This window comes from Citricoccus sp. CH26A (assembly GCF_000224415.1).
GTDB lineage: Bacteria > Actinomycetota > Actinomycetes > Actinomycetales > Micrococcaceae > Citricoccus.
In genome coordinates this window covers 1-23,654 of record NZ_AFXQ01000033.1, presented here as the reverse complement: position 1 = coordinate 23,654, position 23,654 = coordinate 1, and the positions used below count along the sequence as shown (strand labels likewise).

Here is a 23,654-nt window from a genome sequence, read left to right as displayed (position 1 = left end):
GCCCTGTGAGGATCGCCGTCCTGGCGCACATGCACTACGCGATCCGGCCACCGTACGCCGGCGGCCTGGAGATGCACACGGACCTGACCGTGGACCACCTCGTCCGGCTCGGTCACGAGGTGACGGTCTTCGCCAAGGAGGGCACCCGCACGGCCGGTACCGTGGTGCCGCTGGTCGCGGAGGACTTCGATCCCACGGTACGCACGGAACAGGACGTGGTGCGCCGCCGCGCGGTCCTGGTCGCCGCCATGTCCGAGGCCTGCCGGCAGGTCCGCGACGGAGACTTCCACGTGGTGCTGAACAACTCGCTGTCCCCGGTGCCCCTGCTCGAGTTGCGCGAGGCCCCGATGGTCACCGTGCTGCACACCCCCGCCACGCTGACCGAGGTCCTCGCCGTCCTCGACGACCCCGCCTGGACACCCCCGCCGAACCATCGCTGGCTGTCCGTCTCGGCGGCCAACGCGCTGGCCTGGAACCACCGGCTGCCGCGGATCGCGGTGGTCGCCAACGGCATCGAGCACTCCCGGTGGCACAGCACCGTCCGGCCCGTGCCGGGACGGGCCGTCTGGTCCGGGCGGATCACGGGGGAGAAGGGCCTGCACCTGGCCATCGAGGCGGCCCGGATCGCCGGGCTCGAGCTGCACTTCGCCGGCCCGATCTCCGACCGGGACTACTACCGCGACGCCGTGGAGCCGTTGCTGGGCGAGGACACCGTCTACCGCGGGCACCTGGGCCACGGTCAGCTGCCGGACCTGCTGGCCTCCGGGGAGGTCTACCTCGCCAGCCCCCTGTGGGCCGAGCCGTTCGGCCTGGCCACGGTCGAGGCCATGGCGATGGGCACGCCGGTGGCCGCCTTCCTGACGGGTGCCCTCGGGGAGATCGTGGGTCCCCGGGCCGGGGACCTGGCCATGCACCACTCGGCGGAGGCGCTCGCGGACGCGGTCCGGGTGGCGCGTACCAGGGACCGCAGGCTCGTGCACCGCTGGTCCCTCCGGTTCAGCGCCGACCGGATGGTGGCGTCCTACCTCGGCTTCCTGCACGAGGTCGCCGAGCGTGCCGGCACCCTGCCGGCCCTCAGCCCCGGCTGGACCCCCTACGGGGACCAGCTGACCGCGCAGGTGCGGGACTCGATCGATGCCCCGCCGGCCGGCCCCGACGACGACGGCTCGCCGGCCCTGCAGTCCGTCCAGACGGTGCAGTGAGCCCGGTTCCCGCATGAGCCCGGTCCCGCGCATGAACCCGGTCTGCTCGTGAGCGCCTCCCCGTCCCGCCCCCGGGTCCTCTACTACGCCCACGACCACGGCCTCGGCCACCTCCACCACGCCGCCCGCGCCGCCGGGACCGGGGCCTTCGACCTGACCGTGGCCACCTCCGCGGCCCGCGCCGCCGAGGTGCTGCCGGCCGCCACCGGGCTGCACCTGCTGCCCTCCGACGTCGTCCCCGGGCATCGCCAGCCGTCCGGGTCCCGGTTGCACTACACCCCCACCGGTCCGGTCATCCGGGACCGGTTCGCCGCCCTGCTCGACGCGGCCCGCACGGTGCGGCCGGACGTCGCGGTGGTGGACGTGTCCGTGGAGACCGCCCTGTTCCTGCGCCTGGCCGGTTACCCGGTGATCCACCGGCGCATGCACGGGGACCGGACGGACCCGGCCCACGAGCTCGTCTACGCCGAGTCCGACCACCTGATCGCCCACTACGGCGCCGGGCTGGAGGAGCCGGGCTGGCGCGAGCGGTTCGGGGCGAAGACCACGTTCCTCGGCGCGCCGGACGCCTCCGGCCGGCTCGGTCGGCGGGCCGGCCCGCGCACCGGTGCGGCCTCGGCCGTCCGGACCGCGAGTCCGGAGATCACCGTGGTGACCGGCACCGGCGGCGGTGGGGTCCGGCTGGCCGACCTCGCGCGGGCCGCGGGCCAGGTGCCCGGTGCCCGCTGGCATGTCTACGGGCCGGTGCGCGGCGCGGACGGCGCCGTGCCGCCGAACATGGTGCTGCACGGCTGGACCGACGACGTCGCCGGCCGGATGCGCGCGGCGGACCTGGTGGTGGTCTCAGCCGGGTACAGCGCCGTGGCCGACGCGACGGAAGCGGCCCGGCCCCTGGTGCTGGCCCCGGAGGAGCGCCCGTTCGACGAGCAGGACCACTTCGCCGCAGCCGCCCAGGCCGCGGCCGGGGTGCCCTGGTGCCGATGGGGGGACGAGTCCGCTGACTGGGCCGGCGCCGTGGAGACGGCCTTGCGGGACCCGGCCGCGGCGGACCGGCTGGCGGCGGAGGTCCTCACGGAACCGAGGGAGTACCGGCGCCGCTGGGAGGCTGCGGTAGGGCAGGTCCTCGGTTGACGCGCGCCGCCACCGGGGTGCGGCGGGCGGGAGCCCGCCACGCCCCACCGGCGGTTAGCTGAGGGTGGCCGTGTCGATGACGAAGCGGTACCGCACGTCCGAGGCGAGGACACGGTCGTAGGCCTCGTTGACCTGGTCTGCGGAGATGACCTCGATCTCGGCGCCGATGCCGTGCTCGGCGCAGAAGTCGAGCATCTGCTGGGTCTCGGCGATGCCCCCGATCATCGATCCGGCGAAGGAACGCCGGCCGCCGATGAGCGCCCCCGCGTTCACCGGCAGCGGCTCGGCCGGGGCCCCGACATTGACCATGGTCCCGCCCACGGTCAGCAGGCCCAGGTGGGCAGTGACGTCGATCGGGGCGCTGACGGTGTTGATGATGAGGTCGAACGAGCCGGCCAGGTCCGTGAACGTCTGCTCGTCGCTGGTCGCGTGGTAGTGGTCCGCGCCCAGGCGCAGCCCGTCCTCCTGCTTCCTGAGCGACTGGGACAGGACGGTGACCTCGGCGCCCATCGCGTGCGCGATCTTGACGGCCATGTGCCCGAGGCCGCCGAGCCCGACGACGGCGACCTTCTTGCCGGGGCCGGCGCCCCAGCGGTGCAGGGGCGAGAAGGTGGTGATCCCGGCGCAGAGCAGTGGGGCCGCGACATCGAGCTCGATGCCCTCCGGGATCCCGAGCACGAAGTCCTCGGTGACGACGATGTGGGAGGAGTACCCACCCTGGGTGATGGTCCCGTCGCGGTCGGTGACGCCATAGGTGCCCACCATGCCGTCGAGGCAGTACTGCTCATCACCGGCCGTGCAGTTCCTGCACTGTCCGCAGGAATTGACCATGCAGCCCACCCCGACCCGGTCGCCGACGGCGTGTCTGGTCACCTCGGGTCCGACCTCCGTGACGATGCCTGCGATCTCGTGGCCCGGGACCAGGGGGTAGGACTGGGGTCCCCATTCGCCGCGCACCGTGTGGATGTCGGAATGGCAGATCCCGGCGTACTTGATCTCGATCAGCACGTCGTGGGCACCGACGGCGCGGCGTTCGATGGTGGTGGGGACGAGGTCCGCGGCCGCGGCGGGAGCGGCGTACGCGAGGGCGGTGGTGGTCATGGGTTTCTCCTTGTGGGATTCGTGTGGTGCCCGGGGGGTGGCCAGGCGATGGTCGTGGCGGGTCCGCCGGGTGGGCAGGTGGAATCAGCGGACCCCGGGATCCGCGGGCTGACGGTCGTGGTCTCTAGCCCCTCCCGGGCTTCTTGAGGTCGTCGGCCAACGCGCGCGCCTCGTCTAGGAGCCGTTCGGCCCTGGACCGGTCACCGGCCTGGATGGCCTGCCAGTACTCGATCTTCACTCCGACGTACCGGCTCCGGAGGGCGACGGCTCGCGCCTCGGCCTCCAACCGCTCCCGCTGCGCCTCCAGCAAGGCGATCTGCTCGGGTGCCGCAGCCGGCCCGAGCTGGCCGTTGGCCAGGTAGCGGCGCATGTCCGCCACCGACATGCCCGTCGCACTCAGGCATGACACCCAGGTGAGCAGGTCCAGGTCCTCCTCGGTGTAGACGCGGTGCCTGCTGCTGGCACCCCGGCCGATCGGGGAGATCACTCCGATGGACTCGTAGTAGCGCAACGTGCTGGCCGGCAATCCCGTCAGCGCCGCCGCTTCCCTGATCGAGTACGTGTGCCTGATGCCGGGTGCGCTCACCCCGTCAACGATAGGAACTTCAAGTGCTTGAAGACAAGGAGCCCGGGTCAGAAGGCCGCGGCCGGTTGCCGCGTTGCCTCGACCTCCGCGTCCGTGGGCGTCCGCAGCACGGCCAGTCGGTCACCCTGGGGGTCCCAGTCGACCAGCCCGAGGTCACGGAATTGCCCGAGCCAGCCCTCCATCGGCCAGGTGCCGTGGACCTGACGGAACCGGCGGGCGTTGACGAGGATGTCGGCGAAGTGGTGCAGCGGGGGCCGGTGGACGCCGTGGTGCTGGTGGAACACGGTGGCCCGGGAGGACCGCAGGGCCAGGCCGGCGTCGCGGGCGCGGAACGCGATGTCGGTGTCCTCGGCGCCGTAACCGCTGAAGGCCTCGTCGAAGCCGCCGAGCCGGTCGAGGTCCGCCGATCCCATCGCCAGGACGAGCGTCCACACCAGGTGCCAGTCGTCCGTCGGTCCCTCGCCCAGGTGCGCCCGTGCCGGGTGGGACACGGAGAGCTCGCGCAACCGGTCGTCGTCGGGAAGCCCGGTGGCGGCGCCCGCCTCCTGCACCCACTCGGGGACCAGGTAGCGCGGGGTACCCATGACGAGCGTGCCCGGATGGGCCCGGACCGTCTCCGCCAGGGTTCCGACGGCGGCGGCGGACGGGATGCAGTCCACGTCCAGGAACACCAGGACCTCACCACCGGCCAACCGGGCCGCCCGGTTGCGGGCCGCGGCCAGCGGGAGCGTGCCGGGGGCGTCCACGTGGGAGGTCACCACCGGCAGGTCCGTGGCCGGCACCACGCCGTCGGGCTGGTTCATGAACACGACCACGACCTCGTCCGGGCGCGGGGTGGCGCGTTCCAGCCCGGTGATCACGCGGGCCAGGTGCTCGTTCCGGCCGCCGGTGATCACCAGGACGGAGGTGGTCGTCGTCGGGCCCGCCATCAGGCGCCCACGGTCTGCCGTGACCTGGCCGCGGCCAGGGCGCGGGCATAGAGGCGTTCGTGCTCGGCGGCCACCGCCTCGCGCTGGGCCCGCCGCGCCGATCGGTCGGCCGGCCGGATCGCGTCGCGGCGGTCGAGCAGGGCCAGCACGGCATCGGCCAGGGCGGCGGCATCGCCGGGGGCGAAGGTCTCGATCGCGGGGGAGGTGGCCTGGCCGGCGAAGCACCCGAGGTCCGGTACGGCCACCGGCACGCCCAGGTCCCGGCACATCTCCAGCCAGCCCGAGTGGGTGCCGAAGGCGTAGGGCAGCACGGTCACGTCCAGGGAGCGCAGGTCGGCGTGCAGTGCGTCGTCCCCGAGCCGGCCGTGCTCCCAGAGGTCGAAGCCGTACGCGGCACACTCGGCCCGCAACCGCCCCAGCGCCTCGGCGTCCTGGGGGTCCTCGCGGACATCCACGCGCACGCGGGCCGCCACCCCGCGCCCCCGCAGCCGCCGTACGGCCTCGGCCACACCGGGCAGGGCCGAGAAGGGATCGACGTTGGCCCGCAGGTCCTTGGCGTGCACCCCGATCACGATCTCCCGGTCCGCGGCCGCGGACCCGGGACCGGCCCACCGGGCGCGTCGGCGTCCGGGGCGGTCGGCGGCCCGGGCGGGAATCCGGTCCAGGGGGACGATGTGCGGATGGGGCACCACGGTGGCCGCCCGGTCCCAGCGTGCCAGGATCTCCGCTGCCGCCGGAGGCGTCAGGGTGAGGACCTCGTCGGCCGCCGGGATGAGCACGTCCAGCTGGGCCAGGTGCCGGGAGCGGTCGGTGAAGTGGGGGTTGTGCAGGTCGTGCACCGTGACCACCAGGGCGGAGCCGGCCGCGCGCAGCACGTCGATCACCTGCTGCAACTGTTCCGGGGCGTAGGAGTCGAAGCCGAAGTGCACGTGCAGGACGTCCGGCACGTTCTCGCGGAGCCAGTCGGCGTCCAGCGCGCGGGGCGGCCACCACTGGCCGGCCGGGGCGCCGGGGACGGGCGGGTCGGGACGGACGGCGTAGACGGGCGGGCGGCCGGGCGGCAGCACGTGACGGCAGTAGGGGTGCTCGGACGGCACCATCTGCACCGTGTAGTGATCGCTGGGTGCCACCCGTCTCCTCTCGCGGTCCGGCCCGGGCCGACAGGGCACGGATCACCAGCATACTGTTGGAGGATCACGACGACGGCGGCCAGGGTCCGCCGACCGGACGGTGCCCGCGTGCCGCCCCGGGGACGGACGGGACGGCCAGGACGGCCGGTGAGGGGAAGTCATGGCCGAAGACCGGGTCCCGGCGGACGCCGGGCGGGCGGAGCACTACGCCGAGTTCTACGGCGTGCGGGAACTGCCCGGGCCGGAGGTCCTCGCGGTCCTGGGCAACTGCCAGTCCGAGGCGCTGCGGCAGCTCATCTCCTCCGGCCCCACGTCCTCGGCGGTGCCGCCGAGCGTGCGGATCCCGCCGGTGTTCGAACTCACCGCACAGGACCTGCCGCACCTGCACCGCGTGCTGTCCAGGACCTCCGTGTTGGTGGCCCAGCCCGTGCGGGAGGACTACCGGGGCCTGCCCCTGGGCACCGGCCAGCTCGCGGAGCACCTGCCGGCCGGGGGCACGACGGTGCGGATCCCGGCGCTCTACGACAACTCCCTCTTCCCCTGGATGGTCACCATCCGGCACCCCGACCGGCCGGACGAGGACCCGCCCGTGGTGCCGTACCACGACCTGCGGACCCTCGCCGAGGCGGCCGCCGAGCTCGACGGCGGCCCGCGTGCCCCCGAGGAGCCGGCGCCGGTCCGCCTGCCCCTGGCCCCGGAACGGATCCGTGGACTGGCGCAGGCGTCCCTCGACCGGCTGCGCGAGCGCGAACGGGCCCACGCGACCCTGCCGGTGGCCGACCGGATCGCGGAGCTGGCGGTGCCGGCCTTCCACACCATCAACCATCCCGCCAACGAGGTGCTCGCCCTGCTGGCCTCCGCGGTGCGGGCGGACCTGGGCGCCGACCCCGCCGTCGCCGTGCCCGCCAGGACCCTGCTGGGTGACGTCCTGGCGCCGCTGGAACCACAGGTCCTGGCGGCCCTGGAGGTGACCGGACCGTCCCGGGCCGGTTGGACGGTCAACGGGGACGAGGTGAGCGACGCGCGCGTGCGCTCGGCCCACCTGGACTGGTACCGGGAGAATCCCGAGGCGGTGCGGGCCGGCGTCGAACGCCACCGGCGGCTGCTGGCGGACCTGGGGCTGGGCGCATGAGCGGGCCGGAGGCGCCGGACCGGACCGGGGGCCGGGACGGCGGGCGGCCGCACCGGCCCCCGACGTACGTGGTGGTCGGGCCGGAGCGGCACGGGGTGGTGCAGCACGCCCTGTCGATGGCGGAGGCCCTGCACGGGATCGGCGTGGACGTGCCGGTGGTCCGCCTGCCCGATGCCGCCGCGCTGAAGGACTGGTTCGCGCACGGGGGCGACCACGGCGGGCCCGTCCACCTCGACGTCACCGATGCCCTCTTCGGGGCCACCGCGAGCGAGGCCGCGGACGCGCTGACCGGAAGCCTGCCGCCCCGGACCACGTTCACCCTCCACGACGTGCCACAACCGGCCGAGGGTGCCGGCAGGTTCGCCCGGCGGGCGGTCGCCTACGCGGCCCTGGCACGGTTCTCGTCCGGCACCGTCGTCTCCAGCCGGCACGAGCTCGCCCTGCTGGCCGCGCTGGAGGCCGGTGACGACCGGGACTGGCCCGGCGTCACGGCGGTGATCCCGCTGCCGGTGGAGGACCGCCGCGGGACGGCGACGGCGAACAGCCCCGGGGAACCGGTGAACGGGCCCATCGAGGGCCTGGGCGAGGACGTCGTCCTGCTCGGCTTCCTCTATCCGGGCAAGGGACACCTCGAGGCCGTGGACGCCCTGGCGCTGCTGCACCGCCGGGGCGTGCCGGCCCCGCACCGGGTCACCGCGCTCGGTGCGGTCTCGAGCGGCCACGAGGGCCTCGTGGACGAGCTGCAGGACCACGCGCGGGCGGCCGGCGTGGGGTTCCGGGTCACGGGCTTCGTTCCCGAGGAGGACCTGGACGCCGCCCTGAGATCGGCCGGCATCCCGGTGGCCGCGCACCACAACGTCTCCGCCTCGGGATCCCTGGCTGCCTGGATGTCCGTGGGGCGGCGTCCCGTGGTGCCGGCCTCCCGGTACACGCGGGAGATGGAGCAGCTCCGCCCGGGCACGCTGCACCTCGTGGACCCCGGAACCGGGGACTCGTCCCTGGTGGAGGCGCTCGCGGAGGGCATCGCGGACGCCGCGGCACGGCCGCAGCAGACCTGGGTGGACCCCGGGACCACCCTGGCCCCCGGGCCCGAGGACTGCGCCCGGGCCCTGGCCGCCTTCTGGCAGCGGGTGCACTCATGAACCGTCCTGCCCACACGCCGGTCCCGGGCAATCGCTGGGACCTGCTGCCGGGCGCCGGCGGGAACGCGGAGGGACGGGACGAGGGGATCCCGGAGGTGTCCGTCGTGGTGCCCTACTACCGGGACCAGGCCGGACTGGACCTGCTGCTGGCCGCCCTGGCCCGGCAGGACCTGCCCGCCTCCCGGGTGCAGGTGGTGATCGCCGACGACGGTTCGCCGGAGCCCCCGCGCCTGCCGGACCGGTTCCCGCTCGACGTGCAGGTGGTCCGCCAGCCCGACGCCGGCTTCCGCGCCTCCGCGGCCCGCGCGCTGGGCGCCTCGGTTGCCGAGGGGGAGGTGCTGGCCTTCCTGGACGGGGACATGATCCCGGACCGGGACTACCTGCGCCGGGCGCTCCGGTTGCCGTCGCGCTCGCCGGAGGCCGTCGTCGTCGGGCGCCGCCGGCACCTGGACCCGGCGCTGCTGCGGACCGGCTGGCACCCGGGGGACCCCGTGCCACGGGACCGCGTGCTGGAGGACCCGCAGTGGCTCGAGCGGGCCTACGCCGGGTCCCGCAACCTCTTGGACGCCGATTCCACCGCCTACCGGTTCGTCATCTCAGCGGTGCTCACCGTCTCCCGCCGGATCCACGATGAGGCGGGTGGCTTCGATCCGTCCTTCGTCGGCTACGGCGGGGAGGACTGGGAGTTCGCCCACCGGTTGTGGCGCACCGGGGCGCTGCTGGCCCACGAGCCGTCCGCGGTGGCCTGGCACGCCGGTCCGGACTTCGCCGGCCGTGAGGACCCGCTCGCTGCCCGCCGGGTGAAGAACCGTGAGGCGCTCGTGCTGGCCGGCCGGATCTCCGCGCCCACCGCGCGCGGCTGGTCGCTCGGCCTGCGGGGCCGGGTGCGCCTCGCCCTGGTGCTGGTGATGCCCGGCGGCCGCGTCGGGGCCGCTGCGGACGCCGGCGGCACCGTGGGGGCGGGCGGGTCCGCTGAGGCGGGCGGCGACGCGGGTGACGGGGGCGCGGCCGCCGTCGTGCTGTGTGCCGATGCGCTGTTGCAGGCCTTCCCGGGCGCCTCGCTGACGCTGGTCGGAGGCGTGCCGGACGGGGCGGGGGTCCTCGTGCAGGACCCCCGGGTGTCCGTGGCGCGCGAGGTGACGGAGCCGGCAGCCGGGGAGGAACCGGACTGGCTGCTCACCGTGACCTGCCCGGTCCGTCCCGCGCGGGGAACCGGGCGTCCGGATCCCGCCGCCGTGCAGGAGCGGCTGCTGGCGGCCGAGCGGGCCGGCCGGGACCGGATCGAGGTCACCGGGCCGGTCGGCGTCGTGGCCACCCTCGTCAGTGCGCGGGCCCGCTGGCGCCGCCGGCGATGGGGGGCCGAGGACCCGACCCCGACCACCGTGGTGGGCCTGGCCGGGCTGGGCTGGGAGCCGACGGGCGAGGCCCCCGACCTGGAGGCCTGGTGGGGCGGCTGGGGCTGAACACCGGCAGGACGAGAGCCGGGCCGCGACCGGACGGGTGCCGGGGCCGGAAGACGCGGGTGCGCGCTCAGCCCTGGAGCTGGCGTACCTCGACCCGCTGGCCGCAGGCCGCGGAGGCCCGGGCCGCCAGGTCGTGGACCTGTTCCGCCACCGCGACCTCCACGACCCACAGTCCGCCCAGGTGGTCCGAGGCCTCGGCGAGGGGGCCCGGCGTCACGGTGGGCTCGGCGCCCTCGGTCCCGGCCACCACGAAGGACTCCTCGGGGGCCGTCAGGCCGCAGGCGAAGACCCACGCCCCCTCGGCCTGGAGGAACTCGTTGAACTCGCTGACCGCCTGGAATGCCGCGTGCATGGCCTCCTCGGAGTCATAGGGGCCCAGGGGCCGCAACTGGGTGCCGGGGGCATGCCAGACGGAGATCATGAACTGGGGCATGGTGGTGCTCCTGGATCGGGGATGTCCACTGGGGCGGTGGACGGGGGTTGCCCCTCAGGATGTCACCGGCCCGCGGCCGCTGTCTCCGGTGGAGGGCCTGCGGGCCTCACGCCTGGGCGAAGACCGCGGCGACGGGCTCCTCGCCGTCCACGTACTCGAGCTGCTTGCCGATCGAGTTCTCGGTGGACAGGGCCACGCGGATGGTCTCCGCGACGTTTCCGCGGGAGGTGTCCCGCAGCTCGCCGACGGTGGAGGCGGTGGCCCGTCGGATGCGCCCGGTGGGCTCGTCCGTAGTGAGGGCACCGGGGCCGAGGATGGTCCAGTCCAGCGCCGAGTTCCGCAGGTGGTCGTCGGCGGCGGCCTTGGCCGTGGCGTACGGGTAGAAGGAGTCGTCCTCAGGGATGCCGTGGTCCGGGCGGGCGCCCAGGTAGGACACCATGACGTACCGCGTCACGCCGGCCTGCTCGGCGGCATCCATCGAGCGGATGGCCGCGTCCCGGTCCACCGCATAGGTGCGCTCCGGGTCGCCGCCACCGGCCCCGGCGGCCCAGACGATGGCATCGTGCCCGGCGAAGGCCCGGGCGAGCTCGTCCTGGGATGCGGTCTCGACGTCGAGCACCAGCGGCGTGGCGCCGGCCGCCTCGATGTCCGCGGTGTGGTCGGGATTGCGGATGACCGAGGTGACCTCGTGGCCCTCCCGAGCCAGCAGGGGAGCGGTGCGCAGGGCCACCTTGCCGTGTCCGCCGATGATCAGGTACTTCGCCATGGTGTTCTCCTTCGCTCAGGGATGTGCGTGCCGTGGTGCCCACTGTTCCATCACCCGCCGGAGGCCTCCAAAGGATTCGGCCGGGGGCAGAATAGGGGTATGCCTGCTGCCCTTCCCTCGTCGCGTACCACCTCCCGGGTCCTGGCCGCCGCCGCGGCACTGCTGCTCCTGGCGGGCTGCTCGGCTCCCGACGCCGGCCCCGGGACCACGTCCGCCACCTCCCCGGCGGCCGCGCCCGGCGTGGCGACGGACGCCGCGGGGGCCGAGGCCCTGCTGGACGAGTACGGTGTCGACGGCGGGAGCGTGGAGGAGGTCGCGGAGGCGCTGGACGCCACGCACGCGGACCGGGACCGGGGCCTCGCGGCCTCGGTGACCGCAGACCAGGTGGTGCTGGCCGACGAGGACCGCCAGGTCGCCCTGGACGTGCCGCAGGACCGGTTCTACCTGGCGGTCGCGCCGTACGAGACCACCACCCACGACTGCTTCCACCACAGCCTGTCCGGTTGCCAGGGCGAACTCGTGGACACCCCCGTGCACGTGACCGTCACCGGCGCGGACGGCACCGTCCTGGTGGACGAGGAGCGCACCACCTACGCCAACGGCTTCGTCGGCCTCTGGCTGCCGGCGGACATCGAGGGGACCATCGAGGTCCGCGCTCAGGGCGGGACCGCGACGGCGGACATTGCCACCGGCGCCGACGACCCGACCTGCCTGACCACCCTCCGGCTCACCTGAACCACTCCCGGGACAGCATCCCCATGACGTGGCAGTCGACCCACTGCCCGTCGAACCGCAGGGCCTCGCGCAGCGTGCCCTCGTGGGTGAAGCCGGCCTTCTCGTAGACGTGCCGGGCCCGCGGGTTGAAGTCGTAGACCTCCAGGCCCACCCGGTGCAGGTGCTGGGCCTCGAAGGCGTGCCGGAGGGTCAGCCGGACCGCCTCGGTGCCGAGTCCGCGGTCCCGGGCCCCGGAGATCCAGATCCGGAATCCGCAGGAGAGGTTGTCCTCGTCCAACTCGTTGAGCACCGACTCCCCGACGATCCGTCCGGAGGACCGCTCCCGGATGGTCCACACGATGCGGTCCCCCGCGTGCGACCAGCGGTCGTAGACCTCCTCGAGCTGCGCCACGCTCCACGGCGAGGCGGCCGCGGGGCCGGGGGCGGAGGAATGCACCGAACCGGTGAGCCGCCCCACCTCGGGGTCGGACAACAGCCCGTGCAGGGTGGCGGCGTGCTCGCGGGCGGCGGGCACCAGGCGGACGAGCTCACCCTCGAGGATGGTCTTGACGGAAAAGTCCGGGGTACCGGCACCGCTGGCCGGCACGGTGACCGCGGCAGGGACCGCGCCGTCGTCGGGGGCGGGGTCCATCAGATGTTCGAGCCGTCCGGCGGCAGGTCGGCAGGCGGCTCGGAGGAGCCGCCGCCGTCGGGCGACGGCGGGCAGTCCAGCCCCAGCGTGTAGGCCGTCATGGACAGCGAGCCGTAGGAGTAGCCGTCCACCAGGACGTCCAGGCCCGGTTGCGCGGTGTCACCGGTACCGCTGGTGCCGCCCGTGCCCGCGGCGCCAGCGAGCCCGGCCAGGTACAGGGATGGGATGAAGTGGTCCGGGGTGGGCACGGCGTGGTCCCAGTCCGCGTGGGCGTCCAGGGTGGGCATCTCGGTGGGGTCGGTGAGCAGGCGTTCCTTGGCGTCCTCGTTGAACCGGTGCGCCCAGTCGAAGCCGTCGTCGGTGCGCCTCCAGTCCATGCTGCGCAGGTTGTGGACGATGTTCCCGCTGGTGACGATCAGGATGCCCTGCTCGCGCAGCGGGGCCAGGTCGGCCCCGAGCCGCAGGTGGTAGTCCAGGGGCTTGTCCGCGTTGATGCTCATCTGGACCACGGGGATGGAGGCGTCTGGGAAGGCGTGGGTGAGCACGGACCAGGTGCCGTGGTCGATGCCCCAGCTGTCCACGTCCGCGCCGACCCACGTGGGGTGGACGGTGTCACTGATCTCCTCGACGAGCCCGGGCAGGCCGGGGGCGGGGTACTGGACGTCGAAGAGCTCCTGCGGGAAGCCGTAGAAGTCGTGGATGGTGCGCGGGTCCGGCATGGCGGTGACCGCGGTGGCGTTGATGTACCAGTGCGCGCTGACCACCAGGATGGCCCGCGGGGTGGGCACGGCCTCGCCGAAGGCCTTCCACGCGGAGGTGTAGCGATTGGTCTCCAGGGCGTTCATGGGGTTGCCGTGGCCGAAGAAGGCGGCGGGCATGACCGTGGGGGTCGCCGGGTCGGTGGTCGTCTGGCTCATGGGGCCTCCGGGGTTCGGGGGATGACCTGCGGGTGGTCGCGGCCTGCTGCGGTCATCGTCCCCCGTGCCACCGGGCCGGGGCAAGGCCGGTGGACACGCACCGGCGGACCTGCGGGGAGGACCGCTGGAGGGGGCACTAGCATCGGGCCAGTACGGCCCGTCGTCACCGTGACGACCGGAGACCGCCCTCGTGTCTCCGGGGGCCCGGGCGATCGAGGACGAGCAGGGAGGAAGCGGCATTGATAACCGTCGAGAAGGTGCTTCGCCTCGAGGAGCTGGGCCTGGAGACCCTGGTCGAGGGGGTCATGAACCGCGCGGTGGCCTGGGTCGCCACGACCGAGCTGACGGACCCCACCCCGTACCTCAGCGGCGGGGAGATCGTCCTGTTCACCGGGATCACCAGTCCCACCGACGGCCCGTCCTGGAGCAGTTACGTCCGGCGGCTCGACGACCGGGGCGTCGTCGCCCTCGGGATGGGGGTGGGACAGCGGTTGACGTGGCCGGAGGTGCCCGAGGAACTCATCGCGGCGGCCCGGGGCACGGGACTGACGCTCTTCGCGGTGCCGGAGAAGACGACCTTCCTGCAGGTCATCCGTGCGGTGGCGGAACTGCGCGCGGCCGAGGAGCGCGCCGCACTGGAGAGCAGCCTGGCCCATCAGCGCGCGCTGACCCGGGCGGCCACGGCCGTCGACGGCTCCACCCAGGTCCTCAGGACCCTCGCCACGCTGCTGCCCGGGGCATGGGCGGCCGTCTGCACCGCGGACGGGGATGTCCAGGAGCGCTCCGCACCCGCCATCCCGCACCTGCCGACCGACCGCCCCCTCGCGCAGCTCATCGGTCGCCTGCGCGACGGCGGGCTGCGGGGAGCCCTCCGGGAGACGGGTCCGGACGGCACCGTGGTCATCCACCCGTTGGGCGTCCACGGTGATCCCCAGGGATACCTCGTCGTCGTCCTGCCCCACCCCCTCGACCAGGCGCAGTCGGGCACCATCTCGACCACGGTGGCCCTGCTCTCCCTGCACGCCGAGCGGGCCGCGGAACGGCAGCTCTCCCGCCGCCGGATCCGCGCCGGTGCGGTCGCACTTCTGCTTGGCGGCGACCTCCGCGCCGGCGACGCCCTGCTCTCGGTGGCCGGTGACGAGGCCTGGGGTCGAGGGGTGCACGGGATCCGCGTCTGCGTCCTCCGCGGGGCTCCCGAGCTCATCCGAGAGGCAGGCCGCCGGATCGAGGGCCATACCGACCGGACCGGTCACCGGATGCTCCTGGGGACCCCGGTGCCGCGCGACGGCTCGGAGGAGGAGGCCCCCGTGCTGATGGAGGACACCCCCGCGGCCCTGTCGGTGCTGCACCAGGTGGTGGCCACCGCGGGCCTGCGGGCGGGGATCGGGGGCAGCGTGACCGTCGACGACGCCGCCACCAGTCACACCCAGGCGCTCCACGTGCTGGAGCGCACCGCCGCGCAGCACCGCGTCGGTTCCTGGGACGACCTGGCCGCGGGAGGGATCGCGGGACTGCTGCCGGCGGAGGCCGCGCGGGCCTGGGCCCGGGAGCTCCTGGACCCGCTCACCGCGCAGGGTCCCACCGGGCAGCGGCTGCTGGAGACCCTGCGCGTCTTCCTGGCCCACAACGGCAACCGGCGCCAGGCGGCCGAGGAGCTCGGTGTCCATCGGAACACCCTCCTGCACCAGCTGCAGTCCGCCGAGCGCGCGCTCCAGCGGTCCCTGGAGGACCCCCAGTTGCGTGCCGACCTCTGGATCGCGCTGCACGTGACCGAGGGGCCGGGCCTCCGGTCCCGGCCGGGCCGCGGCCGTCCAGCCTGACGGGCGGTGGGACTATGCCACGTGCACACCACCGCGCGAAGGATTGTGCACTACGTCACGTGATCACTGTCTAGGCTCACCCCAGGAGTCCGCCCTGCCCACCGCGGGGCGCCGTCACATCGTGAAAGGCCGGTTGCCATGTCCCTGACCGTTTCCCCCTCCCTCCCGACCCTCGACGCGCGGTTGCCCCAGCGCCGCGAACTGGTCACCGAGGTCCCCGGCCCCCGCTCGCTCGAGCTGCGGGAGCGTCGCGATGCCGTGGTGCCGCGTGGCCTGGTCTCGAGCCTGCCGGTCTTCGCCGAGGACGCGGACGGCGGCGTGATCCGGGACGTGGACGGCAATTCCTTCATCGACCTCGGCTCGGGCATCGCGGTGACCAGCGTCGGCGCGTCCTCGCCGGCGGTGGCGGCGGCCGTGGGGGCACAGGCCGGCCGCTTCACCCACACCTGCTTCATGGTGACCCCCTATGAGGGCTACATCCGGGTGGCCGAGGAACTGGCGCGGCTGACCCCCGGGGACCATGCCAAGCGGAGCGCCCTGTTCAACTCCGGGGCCGAGGCCGTGGAGAACGCCGTGAAGATCGCCCGCCTGGCCACCGGTCGCCAGGCCGTGGTCGCCTTCGACCACGCCTACCACGGGCGCACCAACCTCACCATGGGCCTGACCGCCAAGACCATGCCCTACAAGACGCACTTCGGCCCCTTCGCCCCGGAGATCTACCGGATGCCCATGAGCTACCCGTACCGCGAGGAGAACCCCGGACTGACCGGCCCGGAGGCGGCGCGGCGGGCCATCACCCAGATCGAGAAGCAGATCGGCGCGGAGTCCACGGCGGCGATCATCATCGAACCGATCCAGGGCGAGGGTGGCTTCATCGTTCCCGCCGAGGGGTTCCTGCCCACGCTGGCGGCCTGGGCCAGGGAGAACGACGTGGTCTTCATCGCCGATGAGGTCCAGGCCGGCTTCTGCCGCACCGGGGCCTGGTTCGCCTCCGAGCACGAGGGCGTGGTGCCCGACCTGATCACCATGGCCAAGGGCATCGCCGGCGGCATGCCGCTCTCCGCGGTCACCGGCCGGGCTGAGCTGTTCGACGCCGTCCACCCCGGCGGGCTCGGCGGCACCTACGGCGGCAACCCGGTGGCCTGCGCCGCCGCGCTGGCGACCCTCGAGACCATGCGAGAACTGGACCTCTCGGCCCGGGCGCGGGCCATCGAGTCGATCGTCGTCGGCCGGCTGCGTGCGCTGGCGGAGGAACTGGGCGGGGCGCAGGGCCCGATCGGTGACGTCCGGGGCCGCGGGGCGATGCTGGCGATCGAACTGGTGAGGCCCGGCACCACCGAACCCGATCCCGAGTCCACGAAGGCCGTGGCCGCCGCCTGTCTGGCCGACGGCGTGCTGATCCTGACCTGTGGCACCTACGGCAACGTCATCCGTCTCCTGCCGCCCCTGGTCATCGACGAGCAGCTGTTGCAGGACGGCCTCGATGTCCTCGAGGCCGCGCTCCGCGGCCTCAGCCGCTGAGTGCCCCTCGCCACCGTCTCCCGCCGCCTCCGAGAGGACCGCGGCGGGAGACGGTGGCGAGGACAGCCCGACATCGGTGGCGTGGACTGGCTCACGGCTCCCCATGGACCGGCAGCGGCGGTGTTCTGGACCACTCGCGGAATATGTGGGCCCCTCCGGGTGTTTCAGGCGGGCGGTGTTAGAGCCAGCTCTCCTGGCCACCCCCTGCCGCATGTGAGGAGACCCCGATGGCCACCGATTACGACGCGCCACGCAAGAACGAGGACGAGCTGTCCGAGAGCTCGATCGAGGAACTGAAGAGCACCCGCACGGACACCCAGTCCGCGGCCGTAGACGTCGACGAGACGGAGGCCGCCGAGGGCTTCGAGCTGCCCGGCGCCGACCTGTCCGGCGAGGAGCTGATGGTCCGGGTGGTCCCCGCCCAGGCCGATGAGTTCACCTGTGCCTCCTGCTTCCTGGTCCGCCACCGGTCCCAGGTCGCCAAGGAGAAGAACGGCATGCTCTACTGCACCGACTGCGAGGGCTGAGCGGCCCCGCTCACCCCCCCAGCGGCGCTCAGCGCGAGCGGGACTCCAGTTCCTCCACGGCATTGACGGCGGCGAACCGCGACGGACAGTGGTGGTAGGCGACCGTGCGGGGGACGTCCCAGGCATTGTCCCGGCCGGCCCGGCGTACCTCGTCGTAGAACGAGGACAGCCAGAACCTGTGGGTCTGGCTCGCCGGGTTGTAGTCCCCCGTGCCGTCGTTCATCGCGCTCCCGCACACCTGGCTGCGCAGCTGGAAGGTATCGGTCTGCGTCAGGTCCAGGCCCGCGACCTCCAGGTCTGCCTCCCAGTCCTGGGTGAACACCATGCCGCTGTCCCGGACCACGGTCAGGAACTCCCAGTCGGGATTCACGGTCCGGGTCCATTCCGGGGCGGGGGCGGCGGCGGTCACGGTGACGGTGGGATGTGGTTGGACCGTCGCGCTGCCGGTGGCGCACCCGGAAGCGGCCAGCACGGCAGATGCCAGGGCGAGTGCCATCACGGTGCGGTTGCTGGACTTCACGAACGCGGTTTCCTCTCGGACAGATGGGTGCCTGGCACGCCGGTCGCATAACGGTCTCCCGTCATCGCGGCGCCGATCAGCGCATGGGCAGCGGGGCACGCCTGAAGACATGCGCAGACGCCGTCCTGACCTGGGCAGGGGTGGCCCGTCGCGCCACCACGGCGCGCCGCTCACCACGGTATGGAGACGCCGGTACCGTCACACGCGTACGGGGTACCCGACCGGCACGTGGAGCAGGACGGTCACGATGACGGCGGGGCCCGGCCGGTCCATGACGAGGACGACGAACGCTCCCAGGGCGATCACACCGATCCGCAGCGGGCGACGGTAGGAGGCCAGCGCGTGGCCCACGCGCTCCCCGGCCAGGCCTCCCGGGGCAGTACGTCCGGGGGGATGGATCCCAGGTACACCTCCCGGGCGATCAGCACCGCCGTCCCCAGCAGGAGCATCCCCGCCGCGGCCCCCAGTCCTGCGCCGATCGCCGCGCGGCGGCGGCCGCGGGCGAGCAGAACGCCGCTCGCGAGCACGGCGAGGGCGACGAAGGGAAGGGCTGCGCCCAGCGCGTTCAGCGCCGCGAAGGCGCGCTGGGCAGCGGGGAGGTTGGGCAGTTCGAAGAGGACGAAGGACGTGTGGACCTGCGGGATTCGGGTGGCCACCCCGATGCCGCGGTCGACCAGGCGCTCCTTGACGACCTCGACGAACGGCGCGATGTCGAGCGTCACCTGGCCGTCGGTGATCTCCACACCCTCACGTGTCTGGCCGGTGAGGGTGGCGACGAGCTGGGCGTGCACGCCTTGACACTGACATCGCCACGGACAGAAGGTGTGCTCGTCGTGCGGGTGACGACGGAGGTCCCCGTGGCTCTGCCTTTCGATTGGAGCACGTCATGGTCATCCTGCATACCGTGATCGCGATCGTCGTGATCGTCGTGCTGATCATCTGGCTGAAGGTCGACCCGGTGATCTCCCTGGTCATCGGCTCGCTGTACCTCGGCCTGGCGACCGGTGTGGGCTTCACCGCCACGATCGAGGCGATCGCCAACGGTTTCGGCGAGATCATGGCGGAGGTCGGCCTGCTGATCGGCTTCGGCGTGCTCATCGGTGCGCTGCTCCATGCGATGGGTGCCTTCCAGAAGATGGTGACCCTGCTGGTCAACGGCGTCGGGGCGCGGCGGCTCCCGTACGCGTTGACGGCGGCGATGTCGACGATCTTCCCGTCCATCTACGTGGACGTGCAGGTGGTCCTGGCCGCGCCGGTGGCGCGATCGACCGGCCCCTACATCGGCCCGATCGGACTGCCGCTCATGGCCGGTGCGCTGGGAACCGGGATCTTCGCCGGTTACGTCTTCGTGGTCCCTGGCCTGGCCGCCGTCTCCATCGCCGGACTGATGGGGATCCCGCTCGGCACCTGGCTCCTCTACGGCTTCGTGCTCGGCCCGCTGACCGCGATCGCGACGACCCTGGTCTTCCGGCAGTTGCTGCGCGGAGGGTACTGGAAGCAGCCCAGGGACGAGAGGGTCGACGCGGCCATGGTCGAGCTTGAGACCACCGAACTCGTCACGGAGGACAGCCGGACACCCCCGCTGTTCGTCAGCCTGCTGCCCATACTGGTGCCGCTGCTGCTGATCGCCTTCGGCGCTTTCGCCGAGTTGTTCGGGTTCTCGAACGACGTCATCGCCTTCCTCGGCAACGCCAACCTGGCGCTCTTCATCGGACTGCTCGGTGCCTACCTGCTCTGCCGGCGCGTCCTCGGGGCGGACGGGACGGGGGCGGCGATGAGCGAGGGCTTCCACACCACCGGTGAGATCCTGCTCATCACCGGCATCGGTGGATCCCTGGGGGCCGTCATCGGGGAGACCGGACTGGACACGATCATGGCGGGACTCTTCACCGCCGAGGCCGGGGCGCCGGCCATCCTCAGCATCCTGCTGGCCTGGGGCATCGCCGCGGCGCTTCACCTGGCGATCGGTTCCGTATCGGTCGCCGCGATCACCGCCGCCGCGATCACCGCCGCCGGGATCATCGGCCCGGTCCTGGGCTCGATCGACGTCTCACCGATCGTCATCGGCCTCGCCATCGCCTCGGGTTCCATGTTCGCACTCCAGGTCAACAGCAACTTCTTCTGGATGTTCAAGGCGCTGCTGGGGCTGTCCACCCAGGGGACCTTCAAGACGCTGACGATGGTCACCTCGATCGCCTCGGTCGTCTCCCTGCCCCTGGTCATGGCGGTGGCCCTGTTCGCCTGAGCCTGGGTCCGCTCACCTCATCCCGGGACCACCGAGGAGCTGCGCGGCCAGGGCACGGGCGTGGGTGAGCCGGTCCGGGGAGCCGTCCAGCCCGCGGTGCGCCACCGCGCCCTCCAGCAGGAGGAACAGGTGCTCGGCGAGCTGGTCCGGCCGGGAGACCTCCGGGTCCTCGGCGATGAGCTCCTCGAGCCGCTCGCGGACCAGCCGCTTGTGGCGGCGGACGACCTCGTAGGCCGGGTGGGATTCCGGTAGCTCCGCAGCCGCGTTCAGGAAGGCACAGCCCCGATCGGAGATCGGCGCATCGTCGAGGTAGGAGTCGAACACCGTGAGGGCCCTCGGCGGGGGAGCCGCTTCGATGCGCTGGGCCCACCGCGACCACCACTGGTCATGCCTGCGCTCCAGGTAGGCGGCCACCAGCGTGTCCTTGGAGCCGAAACGGTCGTAGAGGGTGCGCTTGGTCACGCCTGATTCCGCGGCGATCGTGTCCACGCCCACCGCGTGGATCCCGCGTCGGTAGAAGAGCTCGGACGCGGTGTCGAGAACGCGGCGCGCGCCCGGCGTGAGCCGCACCTGCTGATGTTTTCCTGTGGTCACGGGCCCTCCCTTGACTTTACTGACCAGTATACCTAGTGTCGTGATGCATTCACCGGTCTGTGAACCAACCGGACACCCCCGGCAGAACGGTCCCCCGCACCATCGATCAGGCGAGGACGCTCATGACCTCCCACACCCTGAAGCCCCCGGCCGCCCTCGGCCCCTCGATGCTCTCGCCCGCCCGTTCCCTGCAGCTGGCCGCGGCCGGGATGAGCCTGATCGCCGTCTGCTATGGCCTGGCCCGGTTCGCCTACGGACTGTTCGTGCCGGCCTTCCGGGGGAGCTTCGCCCTGGATGCCTCCACGACCGGGATGATCGCCTCGGGCAGCTACGTCGCCTACTGTGCGGGCATCCTCGGTGCGACGCTGGTCACCCCGCGGTGGGGCGGCCGCCGGACGGCCGTCCTCGCCGGGGTGCTGGCCACGCTCGGTACCGCCCTGATCGCCCTGGCGCCCGGGGTCGGGGTCCTCATCGTGGGCGTGATGCTCGCCGGGACCAGTACCGGTGTCGCCTCGCCTCCGCTGGCTCACGCCATCACCCGACACGTCCGGCCCGAGTCGCGCAGCCGCCTGCAGACGATGGTGAACGCCGGGACGGGACTGGGCGTACTCGTCTCCGGGCCGGTCGCCCTGCTGACGGGGGAGCACTGGCGGGTCGCGTGGTGGGTCTTCGCGGCTGTCACCGCCCTGGTCACCGTCTGGGTGGCCGTGACGGTCCCGTCCGGCCGCCGCCGGGCCGCCGAGGGGGTCCCGGCGGGGCGGCGGTCGTCTGCATGGGACAGGCGACCACCCGTGGGTGCCGTGCACCTCATCCTGGCCGCCGCGGTCGTGGGCGGCTCGAGCGCCGCCGTCTGGACCTTCGGGCCGGACCTGCTGACGACCGACGGCCACCACGGCCAGGCGTTCGCCACGGTCGCGTGGATCATCCTCGGGGCCTGCGGGCTGCTGGGCGCCGCCACGGGTGATGCCACGCAGCGGTTCGGGCCGGGCGCCGTCTGGGCGTCATCCCTGGTGGCCCTGAGCGTCACCACCGCCGCCCTCTCCGCCGCACCCCAGAACCCCGTCGTCGCCCTTCTCGCCCACGGGGTCTTCGGCGGCGTCTACATCGTCCTGACAGGTGTCCTGCTTCTCCGGGGCACCGAGGTCTTCCAGTGCCAGCCGGCACGGGGCGTCGGGCTGGCCTTCCTGTTCCTCGCCGTCGGACAGGCTGGTGCAGCCCCGCTGCTCGGTATCCTCGCCGACCGGGCCGGCCTGCCCGCGGCCTTCTGGGCGGCGTCGGGAATCGCCATCCTCGGCGTCCTGGTCCCGGCCGGGGGTCAGGCCCCCAGCCGGTCGGCCGGGGTGCGTGGCAGCACCACGGGGTGACCCAGCAGCGGGTCGGGCACGACGTCGGCGTCCAGTCCGTAGACCTCCTCCAGGAGGGCGGGGGTCAGGACCTGTCCCGGTGGGCCGGCTGCCACGACCTGGCCGTGGGCCATGGCCACGATGTGGTCGGCGCTGCGGGAGGCCAGGTTCAACTCGTGCAGCACGGCGACCACGGTGGCCCGCTGCCCGGCCGTCGTCGGATCCGGCAGGGAGCGGACGAGGTCCATCAGCTCGACCTGGTGGGACAGGTCCAGGTAGCTCGTCGGTTCGTCCAGCAGCACCACGGGGGTCTGCTGGGCCAGGACCAGGGCCAGCCAGGCACGCTGCCGCTGACCGCCGGAGAGCTCGGAGACGTCCGCTCCGGCCAGCTCCACGAGGTCGGCCAGTTCCAGGGCCCGGGCGGTGGCCTCGGTGTCGGCGGCCGTCCGGGCGCCGAACCAACCGCGGTGCGGGTGCCGTCCGCGGTCCACCAGCTGCTCCACGGTCATCCCGTCCGGAGCCACCGGGGACTGGGGCAGCAGGGCCACGGTGCGTGCGTAGCCGCGGGCGGGCCAGCGCTCGGCGGACCGACCGAGCACCTCGAGGGTGCCGGTCAGCAGCGGCAACTGGCGGGTCAGTCCGCGCAACAGGGTCGACTTGCCGCAACCGTTGGCGCCGATGATCGCCGTGGTCTGCCCGGTCGGCAGGTCCAGGTCCAGGGGCTGCCCGGGGCCGACCACCACCCGGTCGCCGTAGCCCAGGGTCACCCCGCGCAGGCGGATCGCGGGTGCGGGGACCCCCGGTGGGGAGGGGTCCAACGCGACCTCGTCCGTGGCCTCCGGCACTGCACGCGCTCCTGACTCCGTGTCCATTCAGCTCCTCCGTCCGGACCGCACCAGCAGCCACAGCATCAGCGGCGCGCCGGCCGCTCCGGTCAGTACGCCCGTCGGCAGCCGGGCCCCGCCGAAGGCCTCGGCGGCCAGGAAGTCCGCGACCACCACGATCACCGCGCCGCACAGGGCCGCGACCGGCAGGGACGGGCGCCCGCCGGTCAGCCCTCGGGCCACGGGGGTGGACAGCAGGGCCACGAACGCCATCGGGCCCGTGGCGGCGGTGGCCGCCGCGGCCAGCAGCGCGCCCACCGTCAGCGCTCCCAGCCCGGTCCGTCCGGGCCGGGACCCGAGCCCGTGGGCCAGTTCCCCGCCCAGGTCCGCCGGGGCCAACCGGGCGTGCAGCTTCCCCCCGGCCGGCAGCAGGACCACCAGCAGGACGGCCAGCACCACGATCCGCTCCCACGTCACGGCGTTCAGCGAACCCGCCGTCCAGATGGCCGCGGACTGCAGGTCGTGCTGGTTCAGCGACAGCATCGCCCCGGACAGGACGGCCTGGCACAGCGTGGCCACGGCGATGCCGGCCACGATGAACGTCGTCCCGCCCAGCGCCCCGGCGAGCCCGCCGGACCCGGCGGAGGCGCCCCCGCCCAGGCGCCCGCCGGAGCGCCCGGCGGTCGAGAAGCCCAGCACCACCGCGGTCGCGGCGAGCCCGCCGACCAGGGCTGCCACCGCCATGCCGGCTCCGCTGCCGGATCCCGCCCCGAACGCCAGCATCCCCACGGCGGCGACGGCGGCCCCCTGGGTCACGCCCAGGATGTCCGGGCTCGCCAGCGGGTTGCGCAGGGTGCGGCGGAACAGGGCGCCGGCGGCGCCGAACCCGGCCCCGGCCAGGGCCCCGGCCACGGCCCGCGGCAGCTTCTCCTGCAGCACGATGAACGAGGCCCCGGGAATGG

General features: G+C 73.4%; 24 protein-coding genes. 11 read left to right on the top strand and 13 right to left on the bottom strand.

Translation table 11 applies throughout. The annotated features are described in order from the left end of the window. Positions 1-5 precede the first annotated feature (5 nt). Both CITRI_RS0114355 and CITRI_RS20510 read left to right on the top strand, forming a co-directional pair. Entirely contained in the window at positions 6-1,202 is a 1,197-nt protein-coding gene (locus CITRI_RS0114355) for a glycosyltransferase (protein WP_010145609.1), read from the top strand. 48 nt (positions 1,203-1,250) lie between these two features. Continuing rightward, the gene (locus CITRI_RS20510; RefSeq protein ID WP_010145608.1) at positions 1,251-2,333 is read left to right on the top strand and encodes a glycosyltransferase; all 1,083 of its coding nucleotides are present in this window, start codon (positions 1,251-1,253) and stop codon (positions 2,331-2,333) included. Between the two features lie 54 nt (positions 2,334-2,387). Here CITRI_RS20510 and CITRI_RS0114345 read toward each other — a convergent pair whose 3' ends face one another. The 4 genes from CITRI_RS0114345 to CITRI_RS20340 form a co-directional block, all read right to left on the bottom strand. Next, a complete protein-coding gene (locus CITRI_RS0114345) occupies positions 2,388-3,434 on the bottom strand; it encodes an NAD(P)-dependent alcohol dehydrogenase (RefSeq protein ID WP_010145606.1) in 1,047 nt (348 codons plus the stop codon). Between the two features lie 124 nt (positions 3,435-3,558). Further along, positions 3,559-4,020, bottom strand: coding sequence for a MerR family transcriptional regulator (locus tag CITRI_RS0114340; RefSeq protein WP_010145605.1), 462 nt, complete (start codon positions 4,018-4,020; stop codon positions 3,559-3,561). A 47-nt stretch (positions 4,021-4,067) separates the two neighbouring features. Beyond that, complete coding sequence (locus CITRI_RS20345) at positions 4,068-4,949, bottom strand: glycosyltransferase family 2 protein (RefSeq protein WP_010145604.1); 882 nt, start codon at positions 4,947-4,949, stop codon at positions 4,068-4,070. Then, positions 4,949-6,079 carry a hypothetical protein gene (locus CITRI_RS20340; protein ID WP_010145603.1) on the bottom strand — a complete coding sequence of 377 codons (1,131 nt, stop codon included), beginning with the start codon at positions 6,077-6,079 and terminating at the stop codon, positions 4,949-4,951. The genes CITRI_RS20345 and CITRI_RS20340 overlap by 1 nt, the downstream gene beginning before the upstream one ends. A gap of 160 nt (positions 6,080-6,239) precedes the next feature. On the opposite strand from CITRI_RS20340, the gene CITRI_RS0114325 reads away from it, so the two are divergent. From CITRI_RS0114325 to CITRI_RS0114315, 3 genes are read left to right on the top strand one after another with little or no spacing between them, the layout of a single operon-like run. Further along, a complete protein-coding gene (locus CITRI_RS0114325; RefSeq protein ID WP_010145602.1) occupies positions 6,240-7,211 on the top strand; it encodes a WcbI family polysaccharide biosynthesis putative acetyltransferase in 972 nt (323 codons plus the stop codon). Further along, positions 7,208-8,353 (top strand): hypothetical protein, encoded by a 1,146-nt coding sequence (locus CITRI_RS17980; protein ID WP_010145601.1) that lies wholly within the window; start codon positions 7,208-7,210, stop codon positions 8,351-8,353. Before CITRI_RS0114325 ends, CITRI_RS17980 begins: the two co-directional genes overlap by 4 nt. After that, positions 8,350-9,816: a glycosyltransferase gene (locus CITRI_RS0114315; protein WP_010145600.1), complete on the top strand. Its 1,467-nt coding sequence runs from the start codon at positions 8,350-8,352 to the stop codon at positions 9,814-9,816. The genes CITRI_RS17980 and CITRI_RS0114315 overlap by 4 nt, the downstream gene beginning before the upstream one ends. Positions 9,817-9,883: 67 nt before the next feature. Here CITRI_RS0114315 and CITRI_RS0114310 read toward each other — a convergent pair whose 3' ends face one another. Both CITRI_RS0114310 and CITRI_RS0114305 read right to left on the bottom strand, forming a co-directional pair. Beyond that, complete coding sequence (locus tag CITRI_RS0114310) at positions 9,884-10,249, bottom strand: YciI family protein (protein WP_010145599.1); 366 nt, start codon at positions 10,247-10,249, stop codon at positions 9,884-9,886. A 106-nt stretch (positions 10,250-10,355) separates the two neighbouring features. Further along, entirely contained in the window at positions 10,356-11,015 is a 660-nt protein-coding gene (locus CITRI_RS0114305) for an SDR family oxidoreductase (protein WP_010145598.1), read from the bottom strand. A gap of 99 nt (positions 11,016-11,114) precedes the next feature. Here CITRI_RS0114305 and CITRI_RS19735 point away from each other — a divergent pair, with 99 nt between their 5' ends. Continuing rightward, complete coding sequence (locus tag CITRI_RS19735; RefSeq protein WP_010145597.1) at positions 11,115-11,750, top strand: CueP family metal-binding protein; 636 nt, start codon at positions 11,115-11,117, stop codon at positions 11,748-11,750. Here the strand turns inward: CITRI_RS19735 and CITRI_RS0114295 are convergent. Both CITRI_RS0114295 and ygiD read right to left on the bottom strand, forming a co-directional pair. Then, positions 11,743-12,381: a GNAT family N-acetyltransferase gene (locus CITRI_RS0114295; protein WP_010145595.1), complete on the bottom strand. Its 639-nt coding sequence runs from the start codon at positions 12,379-12,381 to the stop codon at positions 11,743-11,745. The genes CITRI_RS19735 and CITRI_RS0114295 overlap by 8 nt on opposite strands. Beyond that, positions 12,381-13,298 carry a 4,5-DOPA dioxygenase extradiol gene (gene ygiD, locus CITRI_RS0114290; RefSeq protein WP_010145594.1) on the bottom strand — a complete coding sequence of 306 codons (918 nt, stop codon included), beginning with the start codon at positions 13,296-13,298 and terminating at the stop codon, positions 12,381-12,383. Before ygiD ends, CITRI_RS0114295 begins: the two co-directional genes overlap by 1 nt. A 239-nt stretch (positions 13,299-13,537) precedes the next feature. On the opposite strand from ygiD, the gene CITRI_RS0114285 reads away from it, so the two are divergent. The 3 genes from CITRI_RS0114285 (at position 13,538) to CITRI_RS0114275 (ending at position 17,166) form a co-directional block, all read left to right on the top strand. Next, positions 13,538-15,118, top strand: a complete 1,581-nt coding sequence (locus CITRI_RS0114285) for a PucR family transcriptional regulator (RefSeq protein ID WP_010145593.1) — start codon at positions 13,538-13,540, stop codon at positions 15,116-15,118. A gap of 138 nt (positions 15,119-15,256) precedes the next feature. Next, entirely contained in the window at positions 15,257-16,639 is a 1,383-nt protein-coding gene (gene gabT, locus CITRI_RS0114280; RefSeq protein WP_010145592.1) for a 4-aminobutyrate--2-oxoglutarate transaminase, read from the top strand. 227 nt (positions 16,640-16,866) lie between these two features. Further along, positions 16,867-17,166 (top strand): DUF4193 domain-containing protein, encoded by a 300-nt coding sequence (locus CITRI_RS0114275; protein ID WP_010145591.1) that lies wholly within the window; start codon positions 16,867-16,869, stop codon positions 17,164-17,166. Positions 17,167-17,194: 28 nt separating this feature from the next. On the opposite strand, the gene CITRI_RS0114270 is transcribed toward CITRI_RS0114275, so the two are convergent. After that, positions 17,195-17,686, bottom strand: coding sequence for a hypothetical protein (locus CITRI_RS0114270; RefSeq protein ID WP_010145590.1), 492 nt, complete (start codon positions 17,684-17,686; stop codon positions 17,195-17,197). A gap of 302 nt (positions 17,687-17,988) precedes the next feature. Next, positions 17,989-18,477 (bottom strand): hypothetical protein, encoded by a 489-nt coding sequence (locus CITRI_RS0114260; protein ID WP_010145589.1) that lies wholly within the window; start codon positions 18,475-18,477, stop codon positions 17,989-17,991. A gap of 95 nt (positions 18,478-18,572) precedes the next feature. Between CITRI_RS0114260 and CITRI_RS0114255 the strand changes: the two genes are divergently transcribed. Beyond that, positions 18,573-19,931, top strand: a complete 1,359-nt coding sequence (locus CITRI_RS0114255) for a GntP family permease (protein WP_010145588.1) — start codon at positions 18,573-18,575, stop codon at positions 19,929-19,931. Between the two features lie 12 nt (positions 19,932-19,943). On the opposite strand, the gene CITRI_RS0114250 is transcribed toward CITRI_RS0114255, so the two are convergent. Then, positions 19,944-20,525 carry a TetR/AcrR family transcriptional regulator gene (locus tag CITRI_RS0114250; RefSeq protein WP_029139365.1) on the bottom strand — a complete coding sequence of 194 codons (582 nt, stop codon included), beginning with the start codon at positions 20,523-20,525 and terminating at the stop codon, positions 19,944-19,946. Positions 20,526-20,647: 122 nt separating this feature from the next. Between CITRI_RS0114250 and CITRI_RS0114245 the strand changes: the two genes are divergently transcribed. Next, on the top strand, positions 20,648-21,889 hold the full coding sequence (locus CITRI_RS0114245; protein ID WP_010145585.1) for an MFS transporter: 1,242 nt from the start codon (positions 20,648-20,650) through the stop codon (positions 21,887-21,889). Here the strand turns inward: CITRI_RS0114245 and CITRI_RS0114240 are convergent. Beyond that, positions 21,841-22,740, bottom strand: a complete 900-nt coding sequence (locus CITRI_RS0114240) for an ABC transporter ATP-binding protein (RefSeq protein ID WP_083843465.1) — start codon at positions 22,738-22,740, stop codon at positions 21,841-21,843. The genes CITRI_RS0114245 and CITRI_RS0114240 overlap by 49 nt on opposite strands. Beyond that, the coding region (locus CITRI_RS0114235; protein WP_029139363.1) for an iron chelate uptake ABC transporter family permease subunit at positions 22,741-23,654 on the bottom strand (914 nt) is incomplete at its 5' end.